Origin of the sequence: Chroococcidiopsis sp. [FACHB-1243] (genome assembly GCF_014696895.1) — a bacterium.
GTDB lineage: Bacteria > Cyanobacteriota > Cyanobacteriia > Cyanobacteriales > Chroococcidiopsidaceae > Chroococcidiopsis.
Genome location: NZ_JACJQX010000027.1, coordinates 70,578 through 96,230, shown reverse-complemented (window position 1 = coordinate 96,230; position 25,653 = coordinate 70,578). Strand labels below are relative to the sequence as shown.

Here is a 25,653-nt window from a genome sequence, read left to right as displayed (position 1 = left end):
ATCTGATTAGACTTCGTAGACTTGAAGCAAAAAGCGACTCAATTCAAAATTGTCAAAGTGACGAATTCCACGGAACAATTTGTTTGGAGTCGCCTGCCACTCGACAATCAGATCCATGTCGCTGTTGCTTTCAATCCTGGAGGGACAGCTAATCGAGCCTCCTGGCAAGTGAAATATCTGATTATTGCCACCTAAATTCTTTAGGGGTTGCCATTTAATTTCCTCTGAAGAGGATGTGGCTAGATCGGGGGTCATCTGTTTGACAGTTCCTTGCCGGTTGTGTTGCAAAAAGCGGTGCGGAGCAAGTAGTATATTCTTTGTGAAGAGTTAATTCTGGCTCAATGAATCCGAAGTACCCCTTTAAGCGGCGACATTTTGAATCAGAAATTATTCTGTTATGTGTGAGGTGGTATCTGCGGTATCCATTGTCGTACCGCAACTTGGAAGAGATCATGAGCGAGAGGGGGTTGAGCGTTGACCATACAACTATATATAGATGGGTACAGCGTTATGCTCCAGAACTAGAAAAACGATGTCGCCTGCATCTGAAGTTAACAAATGATTCGTGGCGAGTAGATGAGACATATATCAAAGTGAAAGGCAAGTGGAAGTATTTGTATCGTGCCGTTGACTCTGGCGGTAATACTATTGACTTTATGCTGAGTGCGACAAGAGATAAACGCGCAGCAAAGCGATTCTTTTGCAAAGCGTTGAAGGCAACTCACTCTCAACTTCCTCGCGTAATCAATGTGGATAAAAACGCGGCTTATCTACCATCTATTGAAAATTTAAAAGCAGAGTCAACATTACCTCAAGCGTGTGAGTTACGTCAAAACAAATACTTAAACAACATGGTAGAGCAAGACCACAGATTTATTAAAAGGCTAGTCAATCCTGGCTTGGGCTTTAAATCCTTTTACACAGCAAGAAGGACAATTATGGGTTATGAAACCATGCATCGAATTAGAAAAGGACAACTTCAAGGAGTAGAAAAAGGTAACATTTTAGGTCAAGTAGAGTTCGTGTCTCAACTTTTCGGAGTTGCGGCATAATTCCAACCACCTCACCCCAAGAGTCTGTTCTCTATAACTTTTTGCAACACAACCAGATCGGTTGCATTGTTCCAATACCTTGCCCGTCGTAGTGAGGTGGCGAGACCATCAGCAGCTTGTCTGGGTATAGGGAACGACTAACACCACACTATCAATACATCGATCGTTGACGGATTTTTCCCGCGATCGCAATTAATCTGCAAGGTACTAGGACTTTGTGTTCGACTTCGATCGTTTGACCAATACGGGTCTGGGCTTGCGTTTTTTCAGCTTGCTCGCGTCTTGAAGCTGGTGAGGCGGGCGACAAGTCTCGCAATAAAGCGGTCTGGGACCGTAAGATTCTCTCTCTGTAGGCTGTTGGCACTGCTGGCAGATCAATTTGAATAGGCGAGTGTGAATCGTCCTTTCGTGCGCTCGGACGGTGTATTCTCTTACAAAAACTTTCTTTGACGGCATGAAATTTAGCTACTGAATCACTGGACTGACTTTACAATCTCTAATTGGGATTGGTGAGAGAGAAAGACCGTGTTGCTAGTTTGACAGCAAGAGCGATCTTTTTCTACTAGGTTTGAATGAGCGATTCTAACCTGACTAACAGCTTCTCTAACTCCTTCGCCTTCTTGGGATCGTGCCAAACTTTGGCTTGCTTGACTCGCTTGTAGGTATCGGCAAAGCGGTGTTGGAGAGTTGGTTCTACCCCAGAAGGCGCTACTGGCTTCATTCGTTCGCGAATGGCTGATAAAGATAGCCGCTCCTCGAACGCCGCTTCCAGTAGCAATTGACGATTGGTTGGGTCTTTTTCTTTAGCAATTTCCAATCCTTTAGTGTATTCAATTTTACCAGCCCGAATCGCTTCTAGCACTTCGCTCGGCTTTCTCAGCAATGGTAAGTAATGGGAGACAAACGACTTCCACGTACTTTGACCTAAGAAATTAAAAACAAGGGCGATCGCTTCCCCTTGCTGGCTACCCACAACGTTGTGGGTAACTTTCCCTTTCACTTCATTGTCCATGCGGTAGAGTAAGCTGACTGCATCCTCAATCGAGCAATTTAGCTTCAGCGCTAGCAATTTGAGAGTGCCATCGGCATATTCTAGAGGACTAAAGTCTTGTCGATTGGTATTTTCAGATAGAGATGCCTCAAACGCTTCTTCGTCCGTCCAGTGATAAACGATAACTGGTACGGAGTCTAGAGCGATAATTTCAGCTGCTAGATGGCGGCGCAATCCAGCTACCAGTTCGTACTCTCGATCGCTACCCCCAGGCAAAGGACGAACCCAAAGTGGAGATTGGATACCATTGGGGGCAATATCGCTTTGAGCCCACTGCTTCAGCTTCTCTCGATCGTAGGAGTGGCGGACTGGTTGGCGATCGGGAGTAAAGCTAAAGGTGCGATGGATAGAAGTGCGAGGGACAACTCGGCGATCGCCTGCTTGAGTAGTGACACCCGTAGCTGGAGTGTTGTTACCAAATACAAAAGCTTTGAGGTTTGATTCCTCAGTCAAGCCGGAACCTTGGACTGCTTCTTTAAGAGATCTTCTTGTCATGGAGCACCTGCAATACTTCCTGAAATAAGTTGTTGTATGCTGCCGCCGCCGATGAAGCTTGTTCGCTTCGCATTTGAAACACGGTTTTGCGCTGACCTGGAGCATCAGTAATGCAAGTGAGGTCGTTAATGACTATCTTGGATAGTTTGAGCGGACAATCAGAGAGTGCCTCTTGCGCTTCCCGCAGCAGCACCGAGCGTTTGCCTTTGGCAGCATTGAGAAAGAGTACTGCTTCGGGCATTCCGCCTCGCAGTTCGCGGACGTGTCGCACGAACTGGACGATCGTACCGCTACTGCGGAGGTCAAACTCGGAGGGGCGGTTTGGCACGATGGCAATATCGCATCGTCCCAAGATAGATTTAGTAATTTCTCCGGCATTACCAGGTCCATCTACTACAACAGCATCGTACTGACGTGCCAGCACGGGCAATTCTTCAAACAATTGCTCTGGATCGTGCATCCCAACGATGTTTATCCCCAGGTCATGCATCCAAGGCGATCCACTTTGTTGTCCGTCAGCATCGACGAAGATCGCGGAGCCTTGTTGATTTAACCAGTAGGCGAGATGTCCTGCTGTGGTTGATTTTCCAGCTCCCCCTTTTTGATTGACGACAGCATAGATTTTGTGTGGCAGAATTTTCCTTTGACTCATAAAGGCTCCTTTTTTGTGAGCCGAATGCATAAAGTTTATAGCATCAAAATTTAAGTTGTGGCTGTTTTGAGGCAAAAAAAAAAGAAAAAGAATTAGTGCCAGCATGAAGGCAACACTAATTCTGTATATTTTGTTGAATCGAGCGGCGATTAGAATGGGATGTTCGTGTCGGTGTCATCCTCTAGCTGAGGAATGCTGCCATTACCGACCGCAGCACTGACTCCTGCAAGTACGGGTTCGGGTGCGGAAGGCGCGGGCGTAGCGGGGATCGTATCCGACTGGCTGGGAATGAAGCTATCGATGACAAGGCAGGGAATCTTTTCTTTGTAAGTGTCTTGGTTAACGATAATGAAGTCTACGTAGCCAATAGCTATACCTTGAGCGCTTGTACCTGCTGCACCGACTTGGACGGCACCAGCGCCTCGGCAGCGGTAGTTAATTTGTTCGGTAACGGGACCGTCCTTTGAGTAGGTTTGAATTGACGCGACACCGTTGCAGATTTTCATGCCTTCGGTGTCGTGTTGTTCGTTAATTTTTTCTAAAGCGATCGTCAGAGTAGCGATAATCATGGTTTTAATTGGATGATGTTTGAGATTGATAATGGAGACACAAGCTATTTCCCCAATTTTCGCTGCGAGAAAATTAATTAGGGAAGCAGTGTAGTTAAAATTGTTGGAATTAAAACTGGGCGTTGGCGATGGTGGCGAGGTCTGGTGTAGGAATCTCGCCAGTTGCCGCACCAGATTCTTGCCGCTCGCGGGGCGAACCTAGCAATTCGAGCAGCTTGACTCTGATGAATGCTTTGCTGCGGGGTGCGCCTGTGTTTTTGTCAACCCAATGGTCGAAAACCAGTTCGCCCTTGACGGCTAACCCAGTCCCCTTACGAACGTAGTTAGCAATCACTTCTGCCTGCGCTCCCCAGGCTTCTACGTCAAACCACTGCGGTTCTTCAGCTTTATATGGGGGACGTACAGCCATCGAGACCGATGCCTTGACTGCTCCGCTTTCAAAATAGCGGACATTGGGGTCTTGGCTAACTCGACCGATGACTGTTACAGAGTTTAGATATGTCATATACCCGTGTTGTGTTGAATGATTCCAATCGGGCGTGCGAAGCACTTAATTGCCTGGGTTCCTGACAAAAATCCCTGAATTTTTCATCTATCCTCGAATATGTAGTATTGGCTTAGGCATCTATTGTTGTTTGAGTCGCACTGTGCCTGGGCACGGAAGATTCAGGCTCGCTTTAAAAGCTCTGAAACATACGTAAATAGCGGTTTTTTGAGAATAATTTGATATTGGTCTTTCCCTACTTTTTTGACTAAAAATATTGCCCCTGCTTGCCGCAGCCTGTTAGATGTTTCGTTAAGAGCATCGAAGGATACTGTAATTGCATTGTTTGTCATGGATGAAACGTTCATATTGTTGGCGTTTGATAACTTTTCTCGTTCGTGCAACGCGCTTCGAGTTATTTTAATTTCTAGCAACTGGTAGAAATCAGATCGGGTAGCGAAAAACTGACTCAAAATACTACGTTATGCAAATCCTTGACCAGATTAAATACAAACTTACTATCCTCACCATGTTAAGCAAGCAAACGGTAATGCAGTTAGCACTGAAGTTGGAATAGCCCAGATGCTGCTAATGTACTCTTATTGTGATTGTGTGCCAGTAGCAGTTGATTAAGGTTATGAGCAAGTCTGCCAATATCGTGCTGCCTGCTCTTGCCGTAATATCTGGGGTCAATCCGATCTTCGCCTAAAATGTTGCAGGCACGACAGCAGCATCTGGGGGCGATCGCCTTAGTATCAGTTCTAGCAGTGGGATAGCGAACGAGCCTACCACCTTCATTCATCAAGAAGTTGCGAGCTATAAATGCTTCTTTAGCGTAGGTGGAGCCGTCGAAACTGACTCCTAGCTGGTGAAAAGCTTTGGCATATCTTGGGCTACAAAGTCCAAAAACGTGAAAGTGAACGTTTGTGTCAATCTGACGTATTGCTTCAATAGTTGCCGCGATCGCAATTAGGCTGCCCTGAAAATTTCTCGCCCCTGCTACGAGTCCTCCAATCCCAATAGCGCGATATCCTATCTCGTATAGTTCGATCGCTCGTTGGATGCGTTCGGCTAGGGTAAGTCCGTGAACCACTGCCATTGGCATCCGCTGGGGCAACTTCAATGCAGTCAGTTTAATAAACTCAATTGCCTGTTGCCAGTTAAACTTTCTACGCTCGTCAATGCGATTCCCTACAAGTAGGTGATCTGGTGCGACGATCGCATCTCCAGGTTTGCTCAAACGTGCGTATTGGTAAACACAAAAATTTGCAGTCACGAATCTACCGCGAATTTGAGGGATGTCGAGATTTCGGTAGCCAAACGCGCCGCAATCCCAAATCATCGACTGGCGAACGGGCATCACTATAGGTCGGCTGGCAAGCGATCGCAGCCAACCCGTGGGTTGCTGATCGAGCAGTTCCCAAATGGGTATTCTGCTTTCGTTTAACTTTATGTAGTCGCTATTGCCAACAACTGCATAGAAACCTGATTTCATATAAATATAACCTGCACTCGTGCGTGGAGAGAGTGCAGGCACTTTCGTTGTTGGAAAAAAATTAGACCTCTGCCTTACTAATGAAGGCAAGAAGTCCCAAGTGCGTTCTTTAGCGAACGGGTTTAACTTGCGATCGCCCGTGACTTGCTGAGAAATAGTTCTTCCAGCCTCGGTTGTAGAAATGCTTCGACTGCCGCTCGATCCTTAGCAGCTGGACGGCTGTTTCTCCGACCGCTAAACTGCACGATTCGACCTTGACGGTCGATCTCGATGGCATATTTCAACTCTGCTTCCGCCATAACGCCGAGTAAATAACAGTGCCGTTTTATCGCTTTGTCGGCGTAGCTCCCAATACAAATATTGAGAGCGTTCCCCCACTCAATCAGCGTCTGAGCGGTTCTGGGGACGACAAAGACAAAACCGTTGACCGTCGTGCCGTCTAATTTACCCAGCTTTTTGAAAGGCAGGCGGCGTTTTTCTTCTCGTTCGCTGCGAAAGCGATTGTAATCGCGTTGTATCCAGTCGTGCAACTGGCAGAGCGATCGCGGGCGCGAGGGCAGTTTGTAGTGAGGCAGCTCTTTTGACATCTGCCAATACATGTTAGCTGCATCTAGTAGGTAGCTGGAGTTGTACTCTTCTGCTGCTGCCGACTCCAGCAACTTCAGCGCCCGTTGGGGCGAATACTGTTGCAATAGGTGATGCATTTGTTGGGGATCGATTTCGACTGGCTTCAGTTCTAATAGGGTATGGATGTAGTCAAGCTGCCACTGCTGGGCGAAGGCTACTGCTAGCGCCAACCAGTTGATTTGAACTGCCCACAGACATTTCCTGCCATATTCTACTTGTGTCTCTAGCAGTCGCGCTACGAGTTTGAGCAGCTGCTTGCTATCCCTACCAAACCAAATTTTGACAGCATCCTTGAGATTTTCTCGTTTCAATCCCTGCCGCAGTATCGCGGGAATCGGAGGAATGCGATCGTATTGTTGGAGAAATGGCAATGCCTCAGCAATAGTTGTTTCGTAGAGGTTGGGGCATTTCTCGATTTGCAACAGTTCGGCTACGGCTTGCTTCGCCAATGCTATCGGTAGATTCCGAGAGTCAGAACCACCCACCCGCGCCGCTTTCGCAAGCTTGTATATGAGGCATTCGGTGTCGCTGTAGGTAACATCGCGCACTCCATACCGCTTGCTCCACCTGTAAACGCGCAACTTACCCGTTCTCAGGGAAAAGCAGAGCCATTTGGTAGTTTTAAACTCGCCTTTCACTTGTTGGCGCAACCGCAAAGTCACTTTATTTTCTGCATGGTCGAGAAACAATATGCCGTATTTTCCCTGCCAGTAGATGCCACCGTTAGCAGCAATTTTGTAAGTCTTGTCCATTGTCACGCTCCATCGATATTCTCCATGTCGATGCGCAGCATTTTTTATCTATGACAATCCACGAACGAACCGAGCGAGCAATTACCATTTGTCCAAAGGAGCGATCTGGTAATTCATACCATTTTGGATTTTAGATTTTAGATTGTGAAAATCTTGCTATTCGGTATTTTCAGCAATTCTTTATGTTGCAACAATAAAACAAAATGATATCATCTGGGTTGCGTTAATAGTTTGATAAATTAGAGTGAAACCTAGCTATAAATTTCAGCAAATATTTGCTAATAGATATCGATGAAAAGATAGTTGATTAGTTGGAGCAAAATCGCCAGAGCGATCGCTATACTTAAACGTTTTACTGATACTAATACTCTGATTTCTACTAATCTACTAGTGGCGGTTGCTGTTGGGTTATGAGGTTGCTGATATTTTCCCAATGCTCGATGTCTTCACCATTAATATTATTGGCGTGTAAAATTTTACCAGTGCTAGCCTGGGCGCGGACAATTTCTCCTCGTCCGTCTTGAGCCAAAATAGAAAAGGTATCGATTTGTGGATCGAGCCGCACTTGGTAGCTTTCAGCAGCAGCTACCTCAATACCAGAGCCTAGTTGTTGGTTTTGCTGGTTATTTCTTAGTGCCTGGAACAACAGCATGGCAGTGGGATAAATAGCAGCAGCTAAGGTTCGTTGAATCGGGTCGAGCGCACGGATTGTAGGCACATCAGTTTGAATGCTACTAGGACTACCAGAGGAATCTTGGGAACCTGACTGCTGCACGAGCAACTGCCCAGCTATATTTTTCCTCGATTCTGACTTATTTAGCTGTTGTTCGATTGTCAGCCATTTATTAATATCTTTAGGTGTTAATTTATTAGCTAAATCTAGTGTTTCTGTTTGTTCTTCTAATTTAGCTCTTATGAGAATCCCACGTTTGTCTTTAGTCGTAATTAGTAGAGTTTTTGTCTGTGCTTCAAATCGCAGCTTATAGTCTTCTATTTCCAGCTCTTCAACTCCTTGTTCTATTTGTTGAGTCGTGGCTATGGAGTTAGGAGTACGTCCTGCCTCCAACAGGCGGCGAGCGATTGGTATAATAGCTGCTGCTCGTTCCTGTTGCTGAGGATATATGGATCTAGCACTAGAAGCTGTAGAACTTGACTGCTCTATAAAGCTTTGGTTCTCAGATAGTTTCTCTAGTTCTATGATGCGCTCGATTTGAGTTTGTAGAGCTGGTACGTCATTTTGTGCAATCTTCCAGATGATTTCTCTTTTTACTTTGTAATAGCCGTGAGCTATTAAATTTCTGGCTCTGCCAATATCTTCCCATTCTACTTCTGGATATCGTTGTTTTACGTCTTGAGGTATGTTTAAAACAGCTTCTCCAATAATTTGTAGGTTATAAGTCACTGCTTTATAAGTGCGCTCGTCAGCCTCAAACCGATCATAGCTCGCACCAGATATCATATTCTGAGTTGATTGAGCGTATTCTAGTATATCTGCCAAATACAATTGATATTCACGCAATGGGAATCAGATCCTTTTCTACATAAGGACGAAGTTCCGGTCTGAGCATCTCTGCGTCCACTACATCAATTTCTCTTCCCAAGATCTTCTCTAGATACATACTAAGTCTTGCATATTTTTGCAGAGTGATTCCTCCTTCAAACTCTACTAAAATATCTATATCGCTATCCGGTCTGGCTTCATCGCGAGCTACAGAACCGAATAAACCGATAAACTTGACTCCAAATTGTTTAATGGTGTCGAGGTGTTCTACAATTTCTCCTATAACTTCTTCAGGAGAGATAGCTGTAGCTTCTTTTTGACTCATTTGGTTCTGCTAATGGCTAATTCATCTAAATTATAACAGTACATTTCAAGCCAAGATACCTTGTGAATACAATCGATAATTGTGTAATGAAAATAATGTTCGTTGAGTGCGCTAGGAGCCAGTTTCTTTACCATATCGAGAGGGGATAGATTCTTCCCATTTGATGTTTTCCGGTCGCAGACTCCAATACTGGGGATATAGGGTCATATCCGCTAACTTTTGTGCTTCTTCTGGTGGCATGTCGAGCAACTGCATTCTCGCCTCTATCTTTTCTCGGACTAGTTGCGCCATCTCTCCATCTTCGTACAAAGTTGTCAAGCCTGTTGCTTGGGCAGAATTGCTTGCTTGTTGGAGACGGCATTGCTGTAAGAGTTTAGCCAAAGGATGTTCTGGCGGTAGTGTATCTACAAAAGCAATGGCTGCATCAATACCTTCGGCATACAGAAGCGAAAAATTGGTAAGTAGATCTTGTTTGGTGTAACCTTCAAGGAGTTTTGTCACTACCCACTCGACGCTAAAATGAGTGCCAGAGATAAAAGGCTTGCCACCCAAGAAATTTGGATCGGAAACTATAAAATCTTCAACTAACTGGCGCTGCTGGTAATTTTTGCTGTCAGACATCATAGTTACGAAATCAGTTCAATTATTTACCAATTCATAAAATTAATGAAAATAGTAATTTCTTCACGATCTAACCCGTGAATTTTTCAAAAAATAGTTATGATTTCTACTCGTTTCATCGCTGTTTATTAGATCGCATTGTTTGCTAAGTAGTTTGATGTATGAGAGAGATGCAAAACACTACAATTTTAGACTTATTGTAACTCATGTCATCTGTTAAGTTCTTGAGTTGATCGACGCTCCTCTAGTAAATCTGCAAATCATCTTTGTTTGTCCTGACACGATCTTACGTCAAATCCTGTAAGAATAGCTTCATAAATGCTTTCTTCGATCGTACACCTAAGCGTCGAAGCTGTCATCGAAACAGGAGGCAACCAGCACATCGTCAAAGTAAACCCGACATATGGCTAGAAACTTGGCATTGAGGTATTGAAAAACGGTAAAGATTCTATGGCGATCCTCGCGCTCAAACAGACCTAACTAAAAAATTTCTTTATAATTCAACTTGAATTGTAAAGAAATGGTTTTATTCTGTGCAAAACTAAATATTGACTAACACCCCGATGTAAACTAAATTATTACGAGATTAAATCTCCTACAGTTATTTCAGTCTATCCTGAAATAACTTAGGTTTGATTTTGTTGTCTATGTTGTTCTAAGTCTTGAGTAGAAAAGCTAGTCCGTTGTCGTAATATAATAATTGTTTACGTTTGTATTTGTAAATATAAGTTATGGTTGAGAAGATAAATCGTTTCCAACAACTGGATATTATAGTAAATTGGATGCTCAGCATTATTTTTGTTTTGCTAGCAGGGGCAAATTTTTTGTTCGCTCGGCAACTATTAGCTCTACTTTCACTCGTGCCAGCAATTGGGCTTTTTCCACCTCTAAAATCTTCTCCAACGTTCAGACTAGTTATGCTAGTTATTGGAGTATTCGTAATGGTGCTTAGTTAGGTGTTTAAGTTCTGCACATTTTTGTACTAAATTTGCTCGCTAAGAAGATCCAAGACCTATAGCAATCTCGATCTAATTAACGACAGAATAAACTACATCAAGTCACTCTAGATTTTCAGAAGAGCGGCTGAAAATCTAGAGTTAGTCTATGGCATTAGTAAGATATCCCACACTAGCCGAGGCTGCGCTAGTTGTTTGAGTTGGTTTTTGGCATTATCTAGTTTGGTAAGCCAGGTAGGGTTTTTGAGCTGATGCCACCAGCAATATTCTAAGTATTCCAGCAACCAGAGTTGTTGTTGGAAGTCGAGCAATTCTGCTTTTTTACCAATTGATAAAGCTGTCACGAGATCTTTTGGAGGTAATTGGAGGTGGGAAAGGAGTTTGGGTGGAAGCGATCGCAGTTTTTGGTAATGATAGATAGCACGACCTGGGCTGCCATTGGCAAGAGCAATTATTTCAGGACGAGCGATAATTTCTGTATGTCCAATCTGGGAGAGAACTTGGAGGATTTGAGTGTTTAATAGGGGGAAGAACGGGATCTTCTGACATCTACTGGTCACTGTAGGTAGTAGTTGAGCCGGATTGCTGCTGATGAGGATGAGAATGCCTGTAATTGGTTGCTCCAAAGTTTTGAGTAAAGCGTTGGCAGCAGCAGGGTAAATAGCATCAGCATGTTGGATAACTGTAACTTTGAATGAAGCATCGAGAGCCGAAGTAGACAAAAATTCAGAAACTTTTCTGATTTGGTCGATCCTGATAGCTGGGGGAGATTTGCAGAGTAGTTCGCTTTCTGTTACTCGTGTTGCGGCGATTAGTTCTCCTTGATGCACGTATGTTGGTTCTATCCAGAGAAGATCTGGATGATTTTGTAGATTAGCGATCCCCAGCCATTGGTTGATAAAAGCGATCGCCGCCAGAGTTTTGCCAACACCATCTGGTCCTGCAAATAGGTATGCTGGGGCTATGCGGTGAGAGTCGATCGCATTTTGCAAGGTAGAAAGAGCAATTGGTTGACCGACAATTCGATCGAAGGTAAATTGCTGAGTCTGTTGTGGCAGTTTGTTTTGTGGCACTTGGTGGCTAGCATCGTCTATACATTGTTCCACCTTGCCTTGGGTTGCAGTGGTTTGCTCTAGTTGTAGTAACTCTAGTTGAACGTCCATCTGTATTTCTGAATTTTGTGAATATTTGGTATGCCGTTCGCATTGGATGCTGCCAGCGTGCGTTAAGGTTTGCGCTGGAGCGATCGATCGAGCAATCTCAGTCGAATCGGGAAATTCTTTCTGATTTGACCGTCAAGAACTGCTAGTGGAAGAAGCAACATTGCGATCGCTTGCAACAGTGGCAGCAAGGTAATAGCGGTTTTGTCAATCGATCGCCGTGAAGATTTGTCTTAGACAGTGCAGAGATTGATAACATATGTTGCCAAAATGTCGGCGTTGCCTCCCGATTTGAGCAAAACTTCTAACTCCAGCAGGATAGCCATCGCATTTCTGAACTTTGTCAGGGATACGGCTCTAATCTCTTGCTTGATAAAGAACAGTCTTTTAGGGTTTTTGAGTTCGACAAAAAGAGCAATTACAGCATCGTCTTTCCATCCCGCCTCTATGCATGCTTTAGCCGACAGCCAGGTACGAAAGCAGGTAGCCAGCGTAGCGACAATTCGCAGGGGAGGTTCGTTTAAAGCTAAGAGGCGATCGAGTTGTTTCAGCGCCAATGTTGGATCGCCCATCCGACAGGCAGCAGCCAGCTCCAAACTACTACTAGAAGTGTTGACTACCAATTGTTTGACCATTTCCACATCGAGTGGTGCACCGACTGCATAAAGCTTGAGCTTTTCTAGTTCGTTCCATGCTTGACGAGAGTTGTTGCCTACAGCTTCTACTAAAGCAGCTACAGCATCATTCGTGAGTTTGACACCGAGGGATGATGCAAACGATTTAACTTGTGACACGATCTTTGTGGATTCCCACTGGGGAATGAGTGGAAATGTTTTGAGCTGCGCGGATTGCAGAATTAACTTGACAGATTTGTTTCTTTCATCTGGTTTCTTAGCCGATGTCATCAAGAGAATGTTATTTTCTGGAATATTTGGTAGTGTCTTTTCTAGCTCCTCAATAACTTCTGGCGGACATGCTCCCAATAAACTACTTTGAGGTAGGTGTACAATTTTTCCACCTTCTCCCAAGGGTGCTGTTACAATCTCCATCAGAGCGTTAGCAATGTTGTCTTTATCTGCTGGTGCTATCTGAATGTAGTTCAGCAATCCCCACTCTCGATCTAAGTGTTGTGCGCGTAAAGCCTCAACTGCTTTTGAAAGCAGAAAATCGTCTTCTCCCCAATAAACGTGTACTGGCATAATGTATAAAAATTCTGTCTTTATTAGTTTCAGCGCCAGCTGTTTCGTTGTATGAAAATTAATTGACCGAGCGGTATACTCTACAAAAACTTAGCAAGCTGGAAGCCAAGAGCAGCACAAAATTTCTCAAAGAAGTTAGTTTTTTTTGCAGTAGGGACAGTAGTATTTCGGGTTATGTCTGCGTTTGAGTTCGCGTTCCAACGCTCTAGTACCGTTACGCCAGTGACGAACTAGTTTTAGTTCCCTGCCATACTGAAAGACAGCAGCGCGACAAATTTTGGCTCCCTGCCCATTTTTGTGCTGTTCTAGTCGTTTCTTCAAACTGCTAGATGTAAAACCGAGGTAGTGGCACGCTTGTCCTCGTCGAGAATTTGGGTTGCCTATGGGTTTACCAAAACAGATGAGATAGACATAGCCCATAAGTTTTGACCCGTCCGGTGTAGACGGGTTATCCTCCTATTTTTAACGGCTGCGTAAATTTCCCCGCGCTATTGCTTCAGTCGCGATACATTGAGAGGAGTAACGCGCTGGTGACAAACTGGTGTGAGCGATCGCTGTTTGCTGAATTGGTCGGGCGATCGCTACCTTGAAATAACCGCTCGAATGAGAGAGCAGTACTCCGTTTTAAGTGCTGCTTGTATATAGAGCGTTGTCATGCCTTCACTACATAAAAATGCTGGCAAATAATGATGCTTGCTTCTGCGTGTGGCTTTTGTGCTACAATTGCCGCTTTACGTTTAGAGTGAATTGCTATTAATACGAGATGTAATTAGAGAAAATTTAATAATAAAGCTATTTGAATTAACGCTTTAATTAGCTTTTTCTATAATTATTAAATGGCAATCAACATCAGTATACCTAACGCTATTGACGAATAGCCCATAGGGTAAATCGATAGCTTGAGCGCCAACCGTCTTCAGCCAATTTCTAAAGTATTTATCGAGGTTACTGTTATGTTGCCAGGGGGACAAACTACATAGAGATACTAGCCTACCTCCTGGCTTTAGACATTTATAGGCTTTGATAGTATGGCTGACTTGTAGCGAGAATGGTGGATTTTGGACGATCCTGTCATACTTACATTCGAGATTAGGTGTGGTGAGAAAGTCAGAACCGATTGCTAGAAGATTTTGTAAAGTGAGAGCCAGTTGTAGTTCTGGAATTGGTTCGATGACTTCGACTATTGCACCTCTATTTTGTAATTCAAGAGCGAGATTTCCAGTTCCAGCACTCGGTTCGAGGCAGAGACAGCCAGGAGTAATATTGGCGTTCTCTATGAGGATTTCTACTACCCACGGCGGAGAAGGAAACACATCCTTGCGATTGAGAATGCTATCAGATATTGCGATCGGTAAATTTAATAGATTCACTGCCTTGTTGCTCAATAGTATCTCTCTCGGTAATTGGTTGCGTGACAAAGCGATCGCGCAGTGCGTCGAGTCCCTGCAAGTATTGCATTACGCAAGTTGATCCTCCAACTTGGTACAGAGCGATCGCATCTGACCATTCTTTGGGAGATGCTTGCTTGTCTTGAAGAATGGCTACAACTGCCGCTGGTAGATGGATAGACGATCCTGTTGTTGAGTCATGGTAAACTACGGTTTCAGAAAGCAGTTCTCGTTCGCTGAGAACTTCACCTGTTTTGGACAAGTTAATCCGATGCAGTTGTGCTGCTATACCCGACAGCGGTAAGCTGTATTGGCTAGTTTTCACGGAATTTTTATTTTGGTTTTGACAGCGATTCTTCCGAACGATAACGGGATTATTTGGTGTTTGAATGCTATAAATTTGGGGAATTTCTAGAGATAGCTGTCCTTGAAGCTTATAAGTGGTAGTATGTTTTTCGGGAGCGATAATTTTATAGCTGTAATCTGCGCTAGAGCGGGGAGCGCCAAATTTTCGGAGTTTCACTCTAACTTGATGAAAAATTCGACCTCGAACGTAACTATCCGTAGATAGAATCGATAATGGTGTGTCTTCACTCCATTCAATCGTAACTATGCGATCGCCCGATAAACCTTCATAAATATCTGTAATTCTGGCATGGGAACGACAGGCAATAAATTTGTTCACCCAATCTTTTTGCTTTTTGTTTAGTCTGGGTTTTCTATAGCTTTTCTTTTTTGTCTTCATAGTGCTGGTTCAGTATTGCTAGTGAAATCTGCATAAATAGAAGACTTATGCAGATTCACTAAGGGGGATCTTTAAAAAAGAGATAGCTGTACTTTTCGGATACCAAGAATTTCAGGTGCAACTAAGTCAAGAATTTCTTGACGTTTTTGGGCAACGATTTCTAGATAATATCCGCTGGAGTAGGAACCGCAATTAGTTACCCCTTCAATACCTTGGTAAAAAGTGACAACTTCTCCCGTACTGCCCAGACGCAGAAGATTTTTTTCACCTTTTTTGATTTTGCGGGTGATTTGTAGTTTAGATATCGGAAAGCTACCAGAGCTAAGTTGTTGTTTGATGGATCGGTAATACGTCTCTGCTGTTTGGGGATTGTCCAGAAAGTGGGTCAGGTATTGTAGGGGAAATTCCTTTTCTAGTTGCGAGCGATCGCGCTTGCGCCAGATCCCCTTAGCAGTAACACTACCATCATCGTGCCAGAGAATGTAGTTTTTAGCGCCGCGTTCGGGAACGAACATAGCGGTGGCTTGAGTTTCAAGTTCGATGTCGATCCCTTCAGGCATTGCCGCTTGCAAACTTTGATAAACTTGCATTGGCTGGGGGTGGCTGAAGAAGATACCGTCGGTGTCGCTCTCAACTTGGATACCTCCTTGCTTTTCAATAAATGCGATCGCAAACCGGAGTATGCGCCTACCGTAGGCAGTGACGAGTGCAGCAGCTTCCATGTCGTTGAAACTCAGTCCCGAAGTGCCTAAAAAGCCAAATAAGGAGTTAATTGTGACTTTGAGGGCGCTTTGGGCATGACTGGCATCTATGTCTCCAGCTTTTGCCAGTTGCTTGAGCTGGAGTCGTTCTTGGGTCAGATACTCTAGAATGCTCAATCCCATTCGGCGCGGATCTTTACCAGAGCAGATACCGTACTTGAGCATGATGCTGGGGTACAGGCTAGCCACATCAATTTTGGCAACGTTACGGTGCAATCCTGGGACTGAAATTACTAGACCGCCATCGAACTGCATTTTCCGGTCGGCTGTCGGTCGAAGGGTGGGGTATTGGTTTTCCAGCACCCGCTGCCATTTCGTGCCGTTACCCGTGAGGGTGAGTTGTTGCAGGTTCATTCTGGGTACGACTAGAGATTCGTAGTAGTATGAAGGCACTAGCTTGTCAGCGATCAGTTTAGTGTCTTCTAGGTCAAAGATGAGATATTGGCGGATTTTTGCCCAGCCTTGACTCTGAGAGCCTTGTTGCCAGCATTCTAGGATCTGTTGGTATGGCAGAACCAATCGCTGTTGTTGGCGCAGTCCCATTTCTAACACTGCTTGTTTGAGCGAACGAGCGTTGTGAAGGCATTTATTGACATAATCCCATCTAAGAACGCAGATATAAACATCTACGTGTTGGCTGCCTTTGACGTACACTTGATGAATTTTTAACGGCTGACCGAATACTTGTGCTGTTTGGATTGTCCGCAACTTATCTATAATTTTGAATGGATGTCGAATGTTGTATTTTTCACATCGAGCGATGAGAAAAGGTAGGTCGAATTGCGTGCCGTTAAAGCTAAAAATTACATCCGCATAATATCCTGAAACGTGCCTGACAAATTTCTGTAATAAACTACTTTCATCTGACTCCATAAATATTGTGACTTGCCAATTTTCATCCATACAACCGATGGCGTATATGCGATCGGTTTGGCTGGAGAGTCCAGAAGTTTCAATGTCGATAACGAGCTGCCTGAGACGACCGTAGGGTATTAGCTCTCGATCGGGTTCCCATCGATCTCTGGGAGAGCAATCGGTATAGAAAATATCTAGTTCATTTTCATTGACAACAATTTTACCTTTACTCCTAGTCACCAGTTTTCTATGATTATATTGTTCCATCGCTATCAAGTGTAATGAACCTAGTCTATTTTTTAGTCAAACAACTAATATGCTTTGAGATAAAAAGTGCGATTTCAGCTAACTATAGTTACGCGGTATTTGAGTAGAGAGTGGCAATAGGATTCGGAAGAATGTATAGTTTTTCATCTTGTTGTCTGAGTACTAAAGACAAACATTCTTCCGTCCTTGACAGTCACCGTCAAAACTAGGCTAAAACTATCGCACTGAGCTTGTCGTTTTGCTTACAGTAGTCAATTGTTTGTGAAGACGTGCTTCTTCGATCGCCTTGACCCATGCAGGAGCTTTCTTACCGTTGATGGTTGCCAGAGCTTTCCATTTTTCCCACAGCTCTTTAAAGTTTAGGTGCGGGAGTAATTGATGCGCCCAAGCGATCGCGTCGCTAGGATATTCCCAACTGTACCAAGGGTCTGCGGTCAGCTTACGATCGGCTACTAACGGTAGAGGAATTTTGGCTAGTTCTAGAATTGTGACTTCCAGCCAGAGTTGCGACGATTGCTGTTTCATCTGCCGCTCTCTGAAATTAAGCAGTTTGATGGCATCTTGGATTGAGATTGCTTTCCAGTATTGAACTAAAGAAAGTAATCTCTCCCATTTTTCTGTTGCCTGCCATTCTAGTTCTGTAGCATCAGCGCAGGTTTTGATGACAAGCAGATCTTTAAGTATTCTCAAAATATCCAGGTAAACGATAAATGGATCTTTCCCTTGCTCGACGAGTTTTTGGATGATGCGACAACAGGCAGTTGCATTTCCCGTGCTGATGTTATCCAACAAATCGAGCAGTTCTGGTTCGGGGACAGTACCAGCCATGAGATACACCTGCTCGGCAGCGATCTGCATACCAACGTTACTCAGTTGGTCGAGCAGCGTCAGGGCATCTCGCAGGCAACCATGACTTGTTTGCGCCACGAGTTGCAATGCTTCAGGAGTGATGTCGATTTGTTCTGCGGCGGTAATTGCTTGCAGGTGTTTTGCAATTATCTTGGGAGCGATCTTTTTAAAGTCAAAACGCTGGCATCTAGAGATAATTGTCAGCGGCACTTTATGCACTTCTGTAGTACACAAAACGAATACTACGTTTGATGGTGGCTGTTCTAAAGTCTTGAGTAACGAGTTGAATGCCGCTAGGCTCAAAGAGTGGCACTCGTCGAGAATTATGACTTTGTATCGGCTTTCGACAGGTGCAAAGTTAGATCTTTCGACGATCTCGCGGATGTTTTCTACGCCAGAGTTACTAGCAGCATCGAGTTCGTTGACATCGAGGGAGTGGCTGGAGGCGATCGCGCGACAAGATTGGCACTGACCGCAGGGTGTTACGGTGGCTTGGTTGGCAGATTGGCAATTGAGAGATTTAGCCAGGATGCGGGCGGTAGACGTTTTGCCAGTACCTCTAGGTCCGACGAACAGGTATGCTGGGGCAATTTTGCCCACATTGATGGCGTTAGAGAGGGTGGTAGCAATGATGTCTTGTCCTACAAGTTGTGCGAGAGTTTGAGGGCGGTATTTGAGATGAATCGGATTGTAAGGAATCATGAGCGTATTTAAGGAAGTGTTTGCTTGAGAAAGCGCCCGAATGCAAAAAATCGAGCGCCAAGGAGGGCGATCGCCTTTTTAAACTGTTACGGCTGCTTTTGGTTTGCTTTGCCTGTTGCGCTTGCTTTTATGAGCTTGAGCTGGTTCTGAAGTTTCGGAGCTGGGTTCGCTTTCGACTTGTGCTACTGTCTCTACCACTTCTGATGGTGCAAGGTTGCTAGATTGAGTTTCTGCTGCATCCACCTTGCTCTCGCTGGGATCGAGGGTGGTTTTTGTATTCGTAGGTTTGTCAATCTCATAGCCGGAGGAAATCAACACGGGCATGACAAGGGTAATTTGGTTGAGGATGCCACCGACAGGGCAGACGATCGCAGGTCTAGACGCTCCGTTCGATTTAATGACGATTTCATCGGCGATCACGTATTTGACAGCTTCAGCCAGGTAAGTCAGGTTGAATCCAATGCCGATCTCTTCGTCCGATGTAGAATTGGCTTTGACAATCAGAGATTCGATCGCGTTCCCCACGTCAGTAGATTCCGTGTACAGTGTCAGTTGTTGGTTTTTAACGTCCCAGATAGTCTTGACAGTTTTACTTTTCTTCTCGGCAAGGGTTGCGACTCTTTTAAGTCCTGTTTCCAGTGCGGCTTTATCTATGTAGAATTCGTGTTGGAAGCTGGTGGGAATCAGGTTGTCGAGCTTAGGAAACTCGCCTTCAAGCAGTCGAGAGGTAATTCTGGTGTTGGGCAAGTTGAATTCCACAAAATTACTGTTGAAGTAAAGAGTGCAAGTACTGTTTTCGCTCTTGGTTGAGAGGATTTTCTCGATTTCTTGCAAGTTTTTGTAGGAGACAGTAAATTCAATATTTTCAGCCATATCTGCGTCGAAAGCTGCCGATACTAATGCCAAGCGATGAGAATCTGTTGCCCCTGCTTGCCAGCGATCGCGCTCGAATTTGAAATTGACACCAGTGATGACGGGTTTGGTTTCATCTCTGCTAGCGGCGAACAGAGTAGCGCGAATAGCCACTAGGAATTTCTTGACTGGCAACGTGATGCTTTGGCTGCCGCCGCTGGGCAGTTGTGGAAATTCACTGGGATTGAAGCTTTGGATTCTTCGCTTGCCGCTGGAGTGGGAGATAATGCAGGTGCGTTCTTCTAATTCAAAGCATAGATCTCCTTTGAGATAGCCAATCGTGTCTGCCAGCAATTTTCCAGGTAGTGCTGCTACACCTGAAGTTTTAATGTTGGCTTTGGTTTTGCTATGAATGCCGAGGCTGAGATTAAAGCTAGTGGCAGATAAAGTTTGGGTTTCGGCATCAGCGACTAATAAGATTGCACCGAGAATGGGGTCTGTGGGTCGAGTTGGGATGGCGAGGGAAGCAGCATCTAGTAACTGAGATAGTTTGTCTTGTTCGATGGTGAAGTTCATGTTTTTTCTGGTGATGGAATTCTACTGAGGGAGGTATTGCCTCCCCCAATCGTGCTTTTTGAAACTTTAGTAAGGCAGCTCGTCTGCGTTAGCGATTACAGCTACAGCATTGGTGTCGATAGTTGTTGCATTCGTGCTGTCTGAAGCACTTTCGATCGCTCTATTATGTTCTTGGGTAGTTTTGAGCATATTGCTAGAGAACTCGTTGCTACTTTGAACTATTGCCCATAGCTCCTCCTCTTTTTGCGGTACGAGGTAATTGCTGAGGTCGTAACCTTGGGGAGCAGGCGTGGCAAAACAAGCGGGAACGGCTACCCATGACTTTTGTTCGCCATCTGGAGGTTCGAGGGATGGTTTGAAGGTAGGATTGAAAATGCCAGCTACGTGAAAGCGTTCGGATTTAGGTTTATACTGAGTTTTTTTTCGGTTGGCATAGGCAATTTCTAGTTGACGTTTGAACTGCCTATATGCCTCGCCAAAGCGGACTGCTGCTACTCCTTTAATGGAAAGGATCAGTGGTAAGTCGTGGAGGTTATTGTTGGTTTCGTCTACTAAGTAGATCAAGTAAAAAGTCCGCAGCGTCGCTAAGTTGCCTAATTCCGCATATTTTTTGCGTCCTTCAACGTTTTCGTAGTTAGCAACAAGTTCTCCAGTTTTTCTTAGTTCGATACAGCGAGGTGAAGTCCTTAATATATGCATTCTCGGCGACTGGAGCAGAACGCCTAATTCTGTAGCACCACTAGAAAACGTATGCTCGTAGGTAGCTTCCGCTCCACGCCAGCCTATCTGCGGTAAGTTTTTGGCTTTAACAAACATACCAACACTTGCAGGAGACTTGTCGTTCAAGACTTGACAGATAGGGAGGTCGGTAATTTTGCCGTCGTATTGGGAAGATTCATACTTAACAATGAGATTGTCAAAATCATCTTCAGTAACAGCATCGTTATCTGATGAGTTTGTGGATGTGGCTTGAGTCGTTTGTTTTCGCATATATCCAAAGTAGATATGTCGGTTTAGAAGCACCAACCGAGATTGCAAAGCAATGAGCCGTTGTTGAAAAAATACTCCAGCATTGCTGGAGGGTGATTTTTTATGAGCTTCACTCAAACAGTTGACTAAAACTTTCAGAATTTTTGCTACCATTACTCTTGCCGAGCGTACAGTCAGCAGGTTTTTCTTGCAGCAGCTTGCTTTCCATCTCTAATTCTTTAGCTCGTTGAAATGCTAAAATATCTCTGATTTTTTGCAGTGCAATAATTAATTCATCTAACTTGCTAATACATTTGGTAGTGAATGATATAGAAACATTTTCGCCGTTCTCCATAAAATAAGCTGTCTGTAACTCTTCGCTACCGTAATTACTGATAATTGTATTAGGGGTTATATTGACATTAAGTGAATGCTTGAATAACATAAGTCTCCTGTTTTGGTGCGTGTAATAACTAGTAAAATTGAAAACCTGTATGAATTAAGTGCATCATGCTTTAACGTCCGCTTCTCTTTGGTGTAGCAGATAGCATCAGCTTGGATATGTTAGTGCCGTTCACAACTTTCCAACCTGCGTTCTTGCATTTTCCCACCGCTTCATCTAGTTCGGCTCGATTGGGTAAAAACTTGTATCGAATGTAAGGCTCTGTACCGCACGCCGGAAAGATATAGGTTTGAAATCCATCGCCAACTGCAACATATGTCATGCGCTTGTAGTAAATCATTGTTGCTTTGATTTAGTGAGTGCTAATTTTTGTGAAAGTAGGTTGAGGTAGTTGTTTCTGTGCGGACAAATTTTGTTGTTTGAGATCTTTGACAGCGCACTGCCAAATGATTTTGCTGGAGCATCCCCAAGCCTTACATTCAATTGGTGCAGCTAGCCGTCGGGAGCTTCTAATAACGGCTGCCGTACACAGATGGTTTTCCAGCAAATATTGTTGGAATTTTTCTGCATCTTTAGTTTTGTCAAAACCAAAGTAAGAGACTTTTCGCATCCCTAGTGGATTTGTAATTGTTGCCACTCTTGGCGATAAAATGTTGAGCGTCCAGCCATCTGGTGTTAGCTGCACTTTTTTGAGAGCGATTCTTTGGTTAATCGTAGTATTGTCCATATCTCGTTAGTCACGAGTAGGGAAATCGGTATTTCCCTACTTCTGTTACGTTCAAATTTCGACTTCGGGAACTGTGGCTAGATATTCTTGAGTGGTAAGTTCGCCATTGAGAAACTTTTTGAGATTCAGTTCGCTGGGATCGCGATCAAATTCTGAAAGAGCGGCAGGAGACACATTTTTTTCTGTTTCTGGAAGTTTTGAGAGAATGCCTGCTAATTTCTGTTGAAATTCTTCATGTTGTTGCCTACTGTATTCAAAATGGTAGATAGGAGCTGACTTAGCGTTAACTAACAGGTAGCTAATGCCAATCTGTTCGGGAGCGAAGCTACTGTTTTCTAGTAAGAGAAACAGGCGAAGTTGCGTCTGCCAGCTTTCGAGCAACTGCTGGTAGCTAACCGGACGATGTTGCACCGACCAATCTATAGCAATTAACCGCTCTTCTCTTTCTAAAATCAGGTCGTATTGTGCTACTAATAAGTTGTTATCGATCGGTTTTTGCAAGCTGACATTCCAACTCTTAGCGATCGCAGGTGTGCTAATAATTGGCTGAACCTTTTCTACCCATGCTTTAAGCTGCGGAGAATTATCTAGCAATGGTTCCACAGATAGACCCATGCCTATCTGTTGCATAATTAGATGAAACTGTTTGCTCAAAATATTTACTCGCTCGCAAAAGCCTGGAGTGTAAATACTTTCTCGCTCGAAATCTGGGAAGTTATCTGGGTCAGTTGCTAAAATTTCAAGTAGCTTGTAGTCGATTGAATTCATTTTTACAGCAATAGCATTCAACGGTGAGTGCAAAGCACTACCGTTGTTGGCTTTTGTACTGAATTTTTTAGTTGTGAAATTGAGATAAATTGGAGGGGGTGATATAAAGGGATTTGCAATTCATCGTTTTGCAATCAAAATACGTGGCGAATTTTCTCAATCCTCCAGTAAATGTGAGTTCTAAAATATATTGACTGGCTATTGTGGCAGCAAATTGATTGACGAATAATGCCTGATGGTTACTCAGTTGAATTTCAGCACAAGAGAGGCGAGAATTCGACAGTTCTTCTGGTTTTGCCACGAGTAATTCTGGGTGGAGCGATGTTGGAGATGGGAGTTGATAGCAAAGATTGGGGCATTCGGGGCGATCGAAAGCACGTAACAGGTCGAAGTTAGTGGTAGTCCCTAGCAAGACTTGACCGCTGGTTTGAGCGTTGCCGCAGTCTAGCCAGAATATGGAAGCTAGTTGCGTTTTTGAATTGTATTCCAGGCAGCGATCGATCTCTGCTCTGGCTGCGGCATTATCGACGCAGCCGATAATGACTGTCAGCGTATTCCATTGTTTTAATTTATTTACCATCTGACAGTTAAAGGGCTTTTTGATCGCTTTAATGCTAATTCCAAAGGCGCTGCTGTAACGAATTGCTAGTGCTGCTGCTTTATTCATGCCGATTTCTTCAGGCAGGAATATTTGTCGGGGAATATTGCGCGACTCTACAGTATCGAAGTCAACGATGCAGACGGATACTTGTTTTTTAGTAACGCTTTGAATTTGGCAAACGACTTTGCACAGTTCTCTGATGATACAGCTACCCGTTCCACCAGCACCGACAAGGATAAACTGAATCTGAGTATTTTGAGCCGGAATAATCGGTACTGAATTAGCAAACGATAAGTCGATTGTCATAAAGTAAAAATCCAAGAGTTGGGTATGTCGAAGAAGCGATCGTAAACTCCCAATCGCACGCTAATAGCAGGGCAATCGGGTAAAGAACCGATAACGGCGAAGATTCTGAACTTACCGCTTTCTTCGATGTCGTCTTGAGTTGAAAAACGAGCTGGCGCTCGTGCATGGCTGTGGATTTCGATGAGGGCAGTTTCATAATTAGAATTAAATGACGATTCCATTGCTGCAACGCTCGTGCGACTAGCTGTTTGTGCTGGAACGTGCAGTTGCCATTGGTTGGTATAGTCCAGATAGAACAAAACTTCTCGCTCGCCTGCTTCTTGGCAAGTATGAATAATTTCTGAGATAGTTAACGCAGGGACTTTTGGTGGCACGAGACGAAAATAAGGCTGGATGTGGGGAAGATTGTCAACACAGCTATTGGCAACGGGTAGGCATACTTCTATTTCTCGACGGTGCGATCGCAGGAAAACACCATTACCCGCCATCCAGTATTCTTGTAACTTTCCCGAATAAGGAGGGAGGTTGCTAGTATCGCTAGCGATAATGTTATGGCTGCAAAAGGGGTTGTTCATAGGGCGATCGGGCAACCTGTCGGTAGAGTACACAGATGAGCGCGCCGCGCTGTACTCGTTGTTTGGTTGCTCGAACGACAAGTGGTATAGGTGGAACTAGAGAAAAGAAGCCATTATGCCACAAAACGCTCTACTTCCTGAGCAAGACGCGATCGCACTACTACTGCCTGCTTGTCTGCCGAAGGCTCTACAATATCGCCATTGACGCGCTAGTGGAGCGATCGCTCGACGATAATGCTGTTGCAGCAACAGTAGTAAATGAAGGAGACAAGGGTGGCGGTATAGACAAACTCGAATTAGATGCGGCTGATTTATAGTGCTACCAAAAGTGCAGAATATATACTTGCACCGAGGGCAAAAGCCCAGAAGCGACTTTGACGTTCTTCGGGGAGTTCTTCTTTCAAAACATTAAGTACAACTCCTCCGGCGAGAAAAGCAAAGAGTAAGGCGATCGCAAGCTCGATCTGAGTGCCACTGCCAATTGCCCAGCCAACAATAACTGCTGCTGCTAGTATCCAACGACCGATGCGGTGATATGCCTTTATGGTGTTCGCGTAAACCATTGTCATTGACAAAAAAATGCAATGCCATTGCCAGGGCAAAAAACAATAAACTTGTCATCCCTGGTTCTTCTCGGTGCAGTCATAGATAGCCAATCAGAGCATTGTAGATGGCAAATGAACAAATGTGCATCCAGAAAACTCCCCGTCACATTTGATTTCCCTTCTTGACGATGGCGCTAGCGCCATCGCTTAGCCATCCGCTCTAGTCCGTAAAACACAACTAAACCTAAAAGTACCATGAGGTATACATGGTGTTCCAAAAAGGCAAGCGTTTTACCTACCACCCTCTGAATCGTCTCTTGTGCTTTACTGAGTTCGGGCAGGATATGAACGGAATAGCAATAAGTTAAGGTGAAAACCTTATCGGGTAAGAGTTGGGGCAACAGGATAGCTTAGAGCAGCAAAAGTCGGAAATCCTTAGCTGACCCAATTGCGATGGCGCTGTTTTGTCTGCCTCAAGCAGGAAAACTGTAAAACCTTTGCACATCAAGTTCTTGGGCTTATCTTAGTGCCATTCGGATATGAACGAAAACATAGGCAACAGAAACCCCGCTACCGATCGAGAGCCAAATGCTACGCGGCTTAGCTTGGAGAAAGCGTAGCCGACTAGAGAACAGAGGCACCAAAGCTAGACTGATCGCTAGTAGCGCAGATAGCAGAGGTAGGTTGGGGCTAAATGCTAACGGCTCGGCAGCTATAAGCAAAACTTGAGTTACGAGCATGAGATGCTTTACCTATTAATACAGATAATCGTTATCAGTTTTAAACCAGTGTTTCAAGAACTATTTTCGATTTTGTAGCTGGAGC

General features: G+C 44.3%; 31 protein-coding genes and 1 pseudogene. 2 read left to right on the top strand and 30 right to left on the bottom strand.

The genetic code is table 11. The annotated features are described in order from the left end of the window. Positions 1 to 6: 6 nt before the first annotated feature. Positions 7 to 255 (bottom strand): DUF3598 family protein, encoded by a 249-nt coding sequence (locus tag H6G17_RS20265; RefSeq protein ID WP_192160217.1) that lies wholly within the window; start codon positions 253 to 255, stop codon positions 7 to 9. An 86-nt stretch (positions 256 to 341) separates the two neighbouring features. Between H6G17_RS20265 and H6G17_RS20260 the strand changes: the two genes are divergently transcribed. Continuing rightward, positions 342 to 1,052, top strand: coding sequence for an IS6 family transposase (locus H6G17_RS20260; protein WP_192160215.1), 711 nt, complete (start codon positions 342 to 344; stop codon positions 1,050 to 1,052). Positions 1,053 to 1,259: 207 nt separating this feature from the next. On the opposite strand, the gene H6G17_RS34745 is transcribed toward H6G17_RS20260, so the two are convergent. From H6G17_RS34745 to H6G17_RS20135, 27 genes are all read right to left on the bottom strand, one after another. Then, the gene (locus H6G17_RS34745; RefSeq protein WP_347276454.1) at positions 1,260 to 1,508 is read right to left on the bottom strand and encodes a hypothetical protein; all 249 of its coding nucleotides are present in this window, start codon (positions 1,506 to 1,508) and stop codon (positions 1,260 to 1,262) included. A gap of 106 nt (positions 1,509 to 1,614) precedes the next feature. After that, positions 1,615 to 2,598, bottom strand: a complete 984-nt coding sequence (locus H6G17_RS20255; protein ID WP_192160213.1) for a ParB/RepB/Spo0J family partition protein — start codon at positions 2,596 to 2,598, stop codon at positions 1,615 to 1,617. Further along, positions 2,579 to 3,250, bottom strand: coding sequence for a ParA family protein (locus tag H6G17_RS20250; protein WP_192160211.1), 672 nt, complete (start codon positions 3,248 to 3,250; stop codon positions 2,579 to 2,581). Before H6G17_RS20250 ends, H6G17_RS20255 begins: the two co-directional genes overlap by 20 nt. A 149-nt stretch (positions 3,251 to 3,399) precedes the next feature. Then, on the bottom strand, positions 3,400 to 3,819 hold the full coding sequence (locus H6G17_RS20245) for a hypothetical protein (protein ID WP_199316874.1): 420 nt from the start codon (positions 3,817 to 3,819) through the stop codon (positions 3,400 to 3,402). A gap of 109 nt (positions 3,820 to 3,928) precedes the next feature. Further along, positions 3,929 to 4,324, bottom strand: coding sequence for a single-stranded DNA-binding protein (gene ssb, locus H6G17_RS20240; RefSeq protein ID WP_192160209.1), 396 nt, complete (start codon positions 4,322 to 4,324; stop codon positions 3,929 to 3,931). Positions 4,325 to 4,485: 161 nt separating this feature from the next. Next, positions 4,486 to 4,671 carry a hypothetical protein gene (locus tag H6G17_RS20235; RefSeq protein WP_192160207.1) on the bottom strand — a complete coding sequence of 62 codons (186 nt, stop codon included), beginning with the start codon at positions 4,669 to 4,671 and terminating at the stop codon, positions 4,486 to 4,488. 188 nt (positions 4,672 to 4,859) lie between these two features. Beyond that, positions 4,860 to 5,798: a hypothetical protein gene (locus H6G17_RS20230; protein WP_192160205.1), complete on the bottom strand. Its 939-nt coding sequence runs from the start codon at positions 5,796 to 5,798 to the stop codon at positions 4,860 to 4,862. A 122-nt stretch (positions 5,799 to 5,920) separates the two neighbouring features. Further along, a complete protein-coding gene (locus H6G17_RS20225) occupies positions 5,921 to 7,177 on the bottom strand; it encodes a PcfJ domain-containing protein (protein WP_192160203.1) in 1,257 nt (418 codons plus the stop codon). 379 nt (positions 7,178 to 7,556) lie between these two features. Beyond that, positions 7,557 to 8,675 carry a DUF86 domain-containing protein gene (locus tag H6G17_RS20220; protein WP_277876051.1) on the bottom strand — a complete coding sequence of 373 codons (1,119 nt, stop codon included), beginning with the start codon at positions 8,673 to 8,675 and terminating at the stop codon, positions 7,557 to 7,559. 13 nt (positions 8,676 to 8,688) lie between these two features. After that, on the bottom strand, positions 8,689 to 9,003 hold the full coding sequence (locus tag H6G17_RS20215; RefSeq protein ID WP_192160199.1) for a nucleotidyltransferase family protein: 315 nt from the start codon (positions 9,001 to 9,003) through the stop codon (positions 8,689 to 8,691). Positions 9,004 to 9,114: 111 nt separating this feature from the next. Beyond that, entirely contained in the window at positions 9,115 to 9,627 is a 513-nt protein-coding gene (locus H6G17_RS20210; RefSeq protein ID WP_192160198.1) for a DUF433 domain-containing protein, read from the bottom strand. Between the two features lie 1,099 nt (positions 9,628 to 10,726). Further along, positions 10,727 to 11,743, bottom strand: coding sequence for an AAA family ATPase (locus H6G17_RS20205; protein WP_192160196.1), 1,017 nt, complete (start codon positions 11,741 to 11,743; stop codon positions 10,727 to 10,729). Positions 11,744 to 11,805: 62 nt separating this feature from the next. Beyond that, a complete protein-coding gene (locus tag H6G17_RS34200; protein WP_277876046.1) occupies positions 11,806 to 11,931 on the bottom strand; it encodes a hypothetical protein in 126 nt (41 codons plus the stop codon). Between the two features lie 42 nt (positions 11,932 to 11,973). Continuing rightward, positions 11,974 to 12,939 carry a DNA polymerase III subunit delta gene (holA, locus tag H6G17_RS20200; RefSeq protein WP_192160194.1) on the bottom strand — a complete coding sequence of 322 codons (966 nt, stop codon included), beginning with the start codon at positions 12,937 to 12,939 and terminating at the stop codon, positions 11,974 to 11,976. Positions 12,940 to 13,074: 135 nt separating this feature from the next. Further along, on the bottom strand, positions 13,075 to 13,359 hold the full coding sequence (locus H6G17_RS20195; RefSeq protein WP_192160192.1) for a GIY-YIG nuclease family protein: 285 nt from the start codon (positions 13,357 to 13,359) through the stop codon (positions 13,075 to 13,077). Positions 13,360 to 13,748: 389 nt separating this feature from the next. After that, entirely contained in the window at positions 13,749 to 14,309 is a 561-nt protein-coding gene (locus H6G17_RS20190) for a hypothetical protein (RefSeq protein ID WP_192160190.1), read from the bottom strand. Continuing rightward, positions 14,275 to 15,012, bottom strand: a complete 738-nt coding sequence (locus H6G17_RS20185; protein WP_347276453.1) for a hypothetical protein — start codon at positions 15,010 to 15,012, stop codon at positions 14,275 to 14,277. The genes H6G17_RS20190 and H6G17_RS20185 overlap by 35 nt, the downstream gene beginning before the upstream one ends. Before the next feature lie 131 nt (positions 15,013 to 15,143). Further along, positions 15,144 to 16,955 carry a DNA polymerase domain-containing protein gene (locus H6G17_RS20180; RefSeq protein ID WP_192160187.1) on the bottom strand — a complete coding sequence of 604 codons (1,812 nt, stop codon included), beginning with the start codon at positions 16,953 to 16,955 and terminating at the stop codon, positions 15,144 to 15,146. Positions 16,956 to 17,171: 216 nt separating this feature from the next. Next, entirely contained in the window at positions 17,172 to 18,506 is a 1,335-nt protein-coding gene (gene dnaX / locus H6G17_RS20175; protein WP_192160186.1) for a DNA polymerase III subunit gamma/tau, read from the bottom strand. Between the two features lie 78 nt (positions 18,507 to 18,584). Next, on the bottom strand, positions 18,585 to 19,934 hold the full coding sequence (gene dnaN / locus H6G17_RS20170; protein WP_192160184.1) for a DNA polymerase III subunit beta: 1,350 nt from the start codon (positions 19,932 to 19,934) through the stop codon (positions 18,585 to 18,587). A 66-nt stretch (positions 19,935 to 20,000) separates the two neighbouring features. Then, positions 20,001 to 21,077 (bottom strand): DUF5895 domain-containing protein, encoded by a 1,077-nt coding sequence (locus tag H6G17_RS20165; RefSeq protein WP_242038503.1) that lies wholly within the window; start codon positions 21,075 to 21,077, stop codon positions 20,001 to 20,003. After that, positions 21,034 to 21,348: a hypothetical protein gene (locus tag H6G17_RS20160; protein ID WP_192160183.1), complete on the bottom strand. Its 315-nt coding sequence runs from the start codon at positions 21,346 to 21,348 to the stop codon at positions 21,034 to 21,036. Before H6G17_RS20160 ends, H6G17_RS20165 begins: the two co-directional genes overlap by 44 nt. A gap of 70 nt (positions 21,349 to 21,418) precedes the next feature. Next, positions 21,419 to 21,646 (bottom strand): hypothetical protein, encoded by a 228-nt coding sequence (locus H6G17_RS20155; protein ID WP_192160182.1) that lies wholly within the window; start codon positions 21,644 to 21,646, stop codon positions 21,419 to 21,421. 12 nt (positions 21,647 to 21,658) lie between these two features. Continuing rightward, positions 21,659 to 22,033 (bottom strand): hypothetical protein, encoded by a 375-nt coding sequence (locus H6G17_RS20150; RefSeq protein WP_192160181.1) that lies wholly within the window; start codon positions 22,031 to 22,033, stop codon positions 21,659 to 21,661. Positions 22,034 to 22,084: 51 nt separating this feature from the next. Beyond that, positions 22,085 to 22,801 carry a PD-(D/E)XK nuclease family protein gene (locus H6G17_RS20145; RefSeq protein ID WP_192160180.1) on the bottom strand — a complete coding sequence of 239 codons (717 nt, stop codon included), beginning with the start codon at positions 22,799 to 22,801 and terminating at the stop codon, positions 22,085 to 22,087. Between the two features lie 67 nt (positions 22,802 to 22,868). Further along, positions 22,869 to 23,708, bottom strand: coding sequence for a ThiF family adenylyltransferase (locus tag H6G17_RS20140; protein ID WP_192160178.1), 840 nt, complete (start codon positions 23,706 to 23,708; stop codon positions 22,869 to 22,871). Then, positions 23,705 to 24,283 (bottom strand): Mov34/MPN/PAD-1 family protein, encoded by a 579-nt coding sequence (locus H6G17_RS20135; protein ID WP_192160176.1) that lies wholly within the window; start codon positions 24,281 to 24,283, stop codon positions 23,705 to 23,707. Before H6G17_RS20135 ends, H6G17_RS20140 begins: the two co-directional genes overlap by 4 nt. 35 nt (positions 24,284 to 24,318) lie before the next feature. On the opposite strand from H6G17_RS20135, the gene H6G17_RS20130 reads away from it, so the two are divergent. Further along, complete coding sequence (locus tag H6G17_RS20130) at positions 24,319 to 24,600, top strand: hypothetical protein (RefSeq protein ID WP_192160170.1); 282 nt, start codon at positions 24,319 to 24,321, stop codon at positions 24,598 to 24,600. Here H6G17_RS20130 and H6G17_RS34740 read toward each other — a convergent pair. Together H6G17_RS34740 and H6G17_RS20115 are read right to left on the bottom strand one after the other, a co-directional pair. Further along, positions 24,595 to 25,199: pseudogene (locus tag H6G17_RS34740) on the bottom strand (hypothetical protein); the annotation flags it as partial. The gene H6G17_RS20130 and the pseudogene H6G17_RS34740 overlap by 6 nt on opposite strands. A 147-nt stretch (positions 25,200 to 25,346) precedes the next feature. After that, complete coding sequence (locus H6G17_RS20115; RefSeq protein ID WP_192160165.1) at positions 25,347 to 25,568, bottom strand: hypothetical protein; 222 nt, start codon at positions 25,566 to 25,568, stop codon at positions 25,347 to 25,349. Positions 25,569 to 25,653 lie beyond the last annotated feature (85 nt).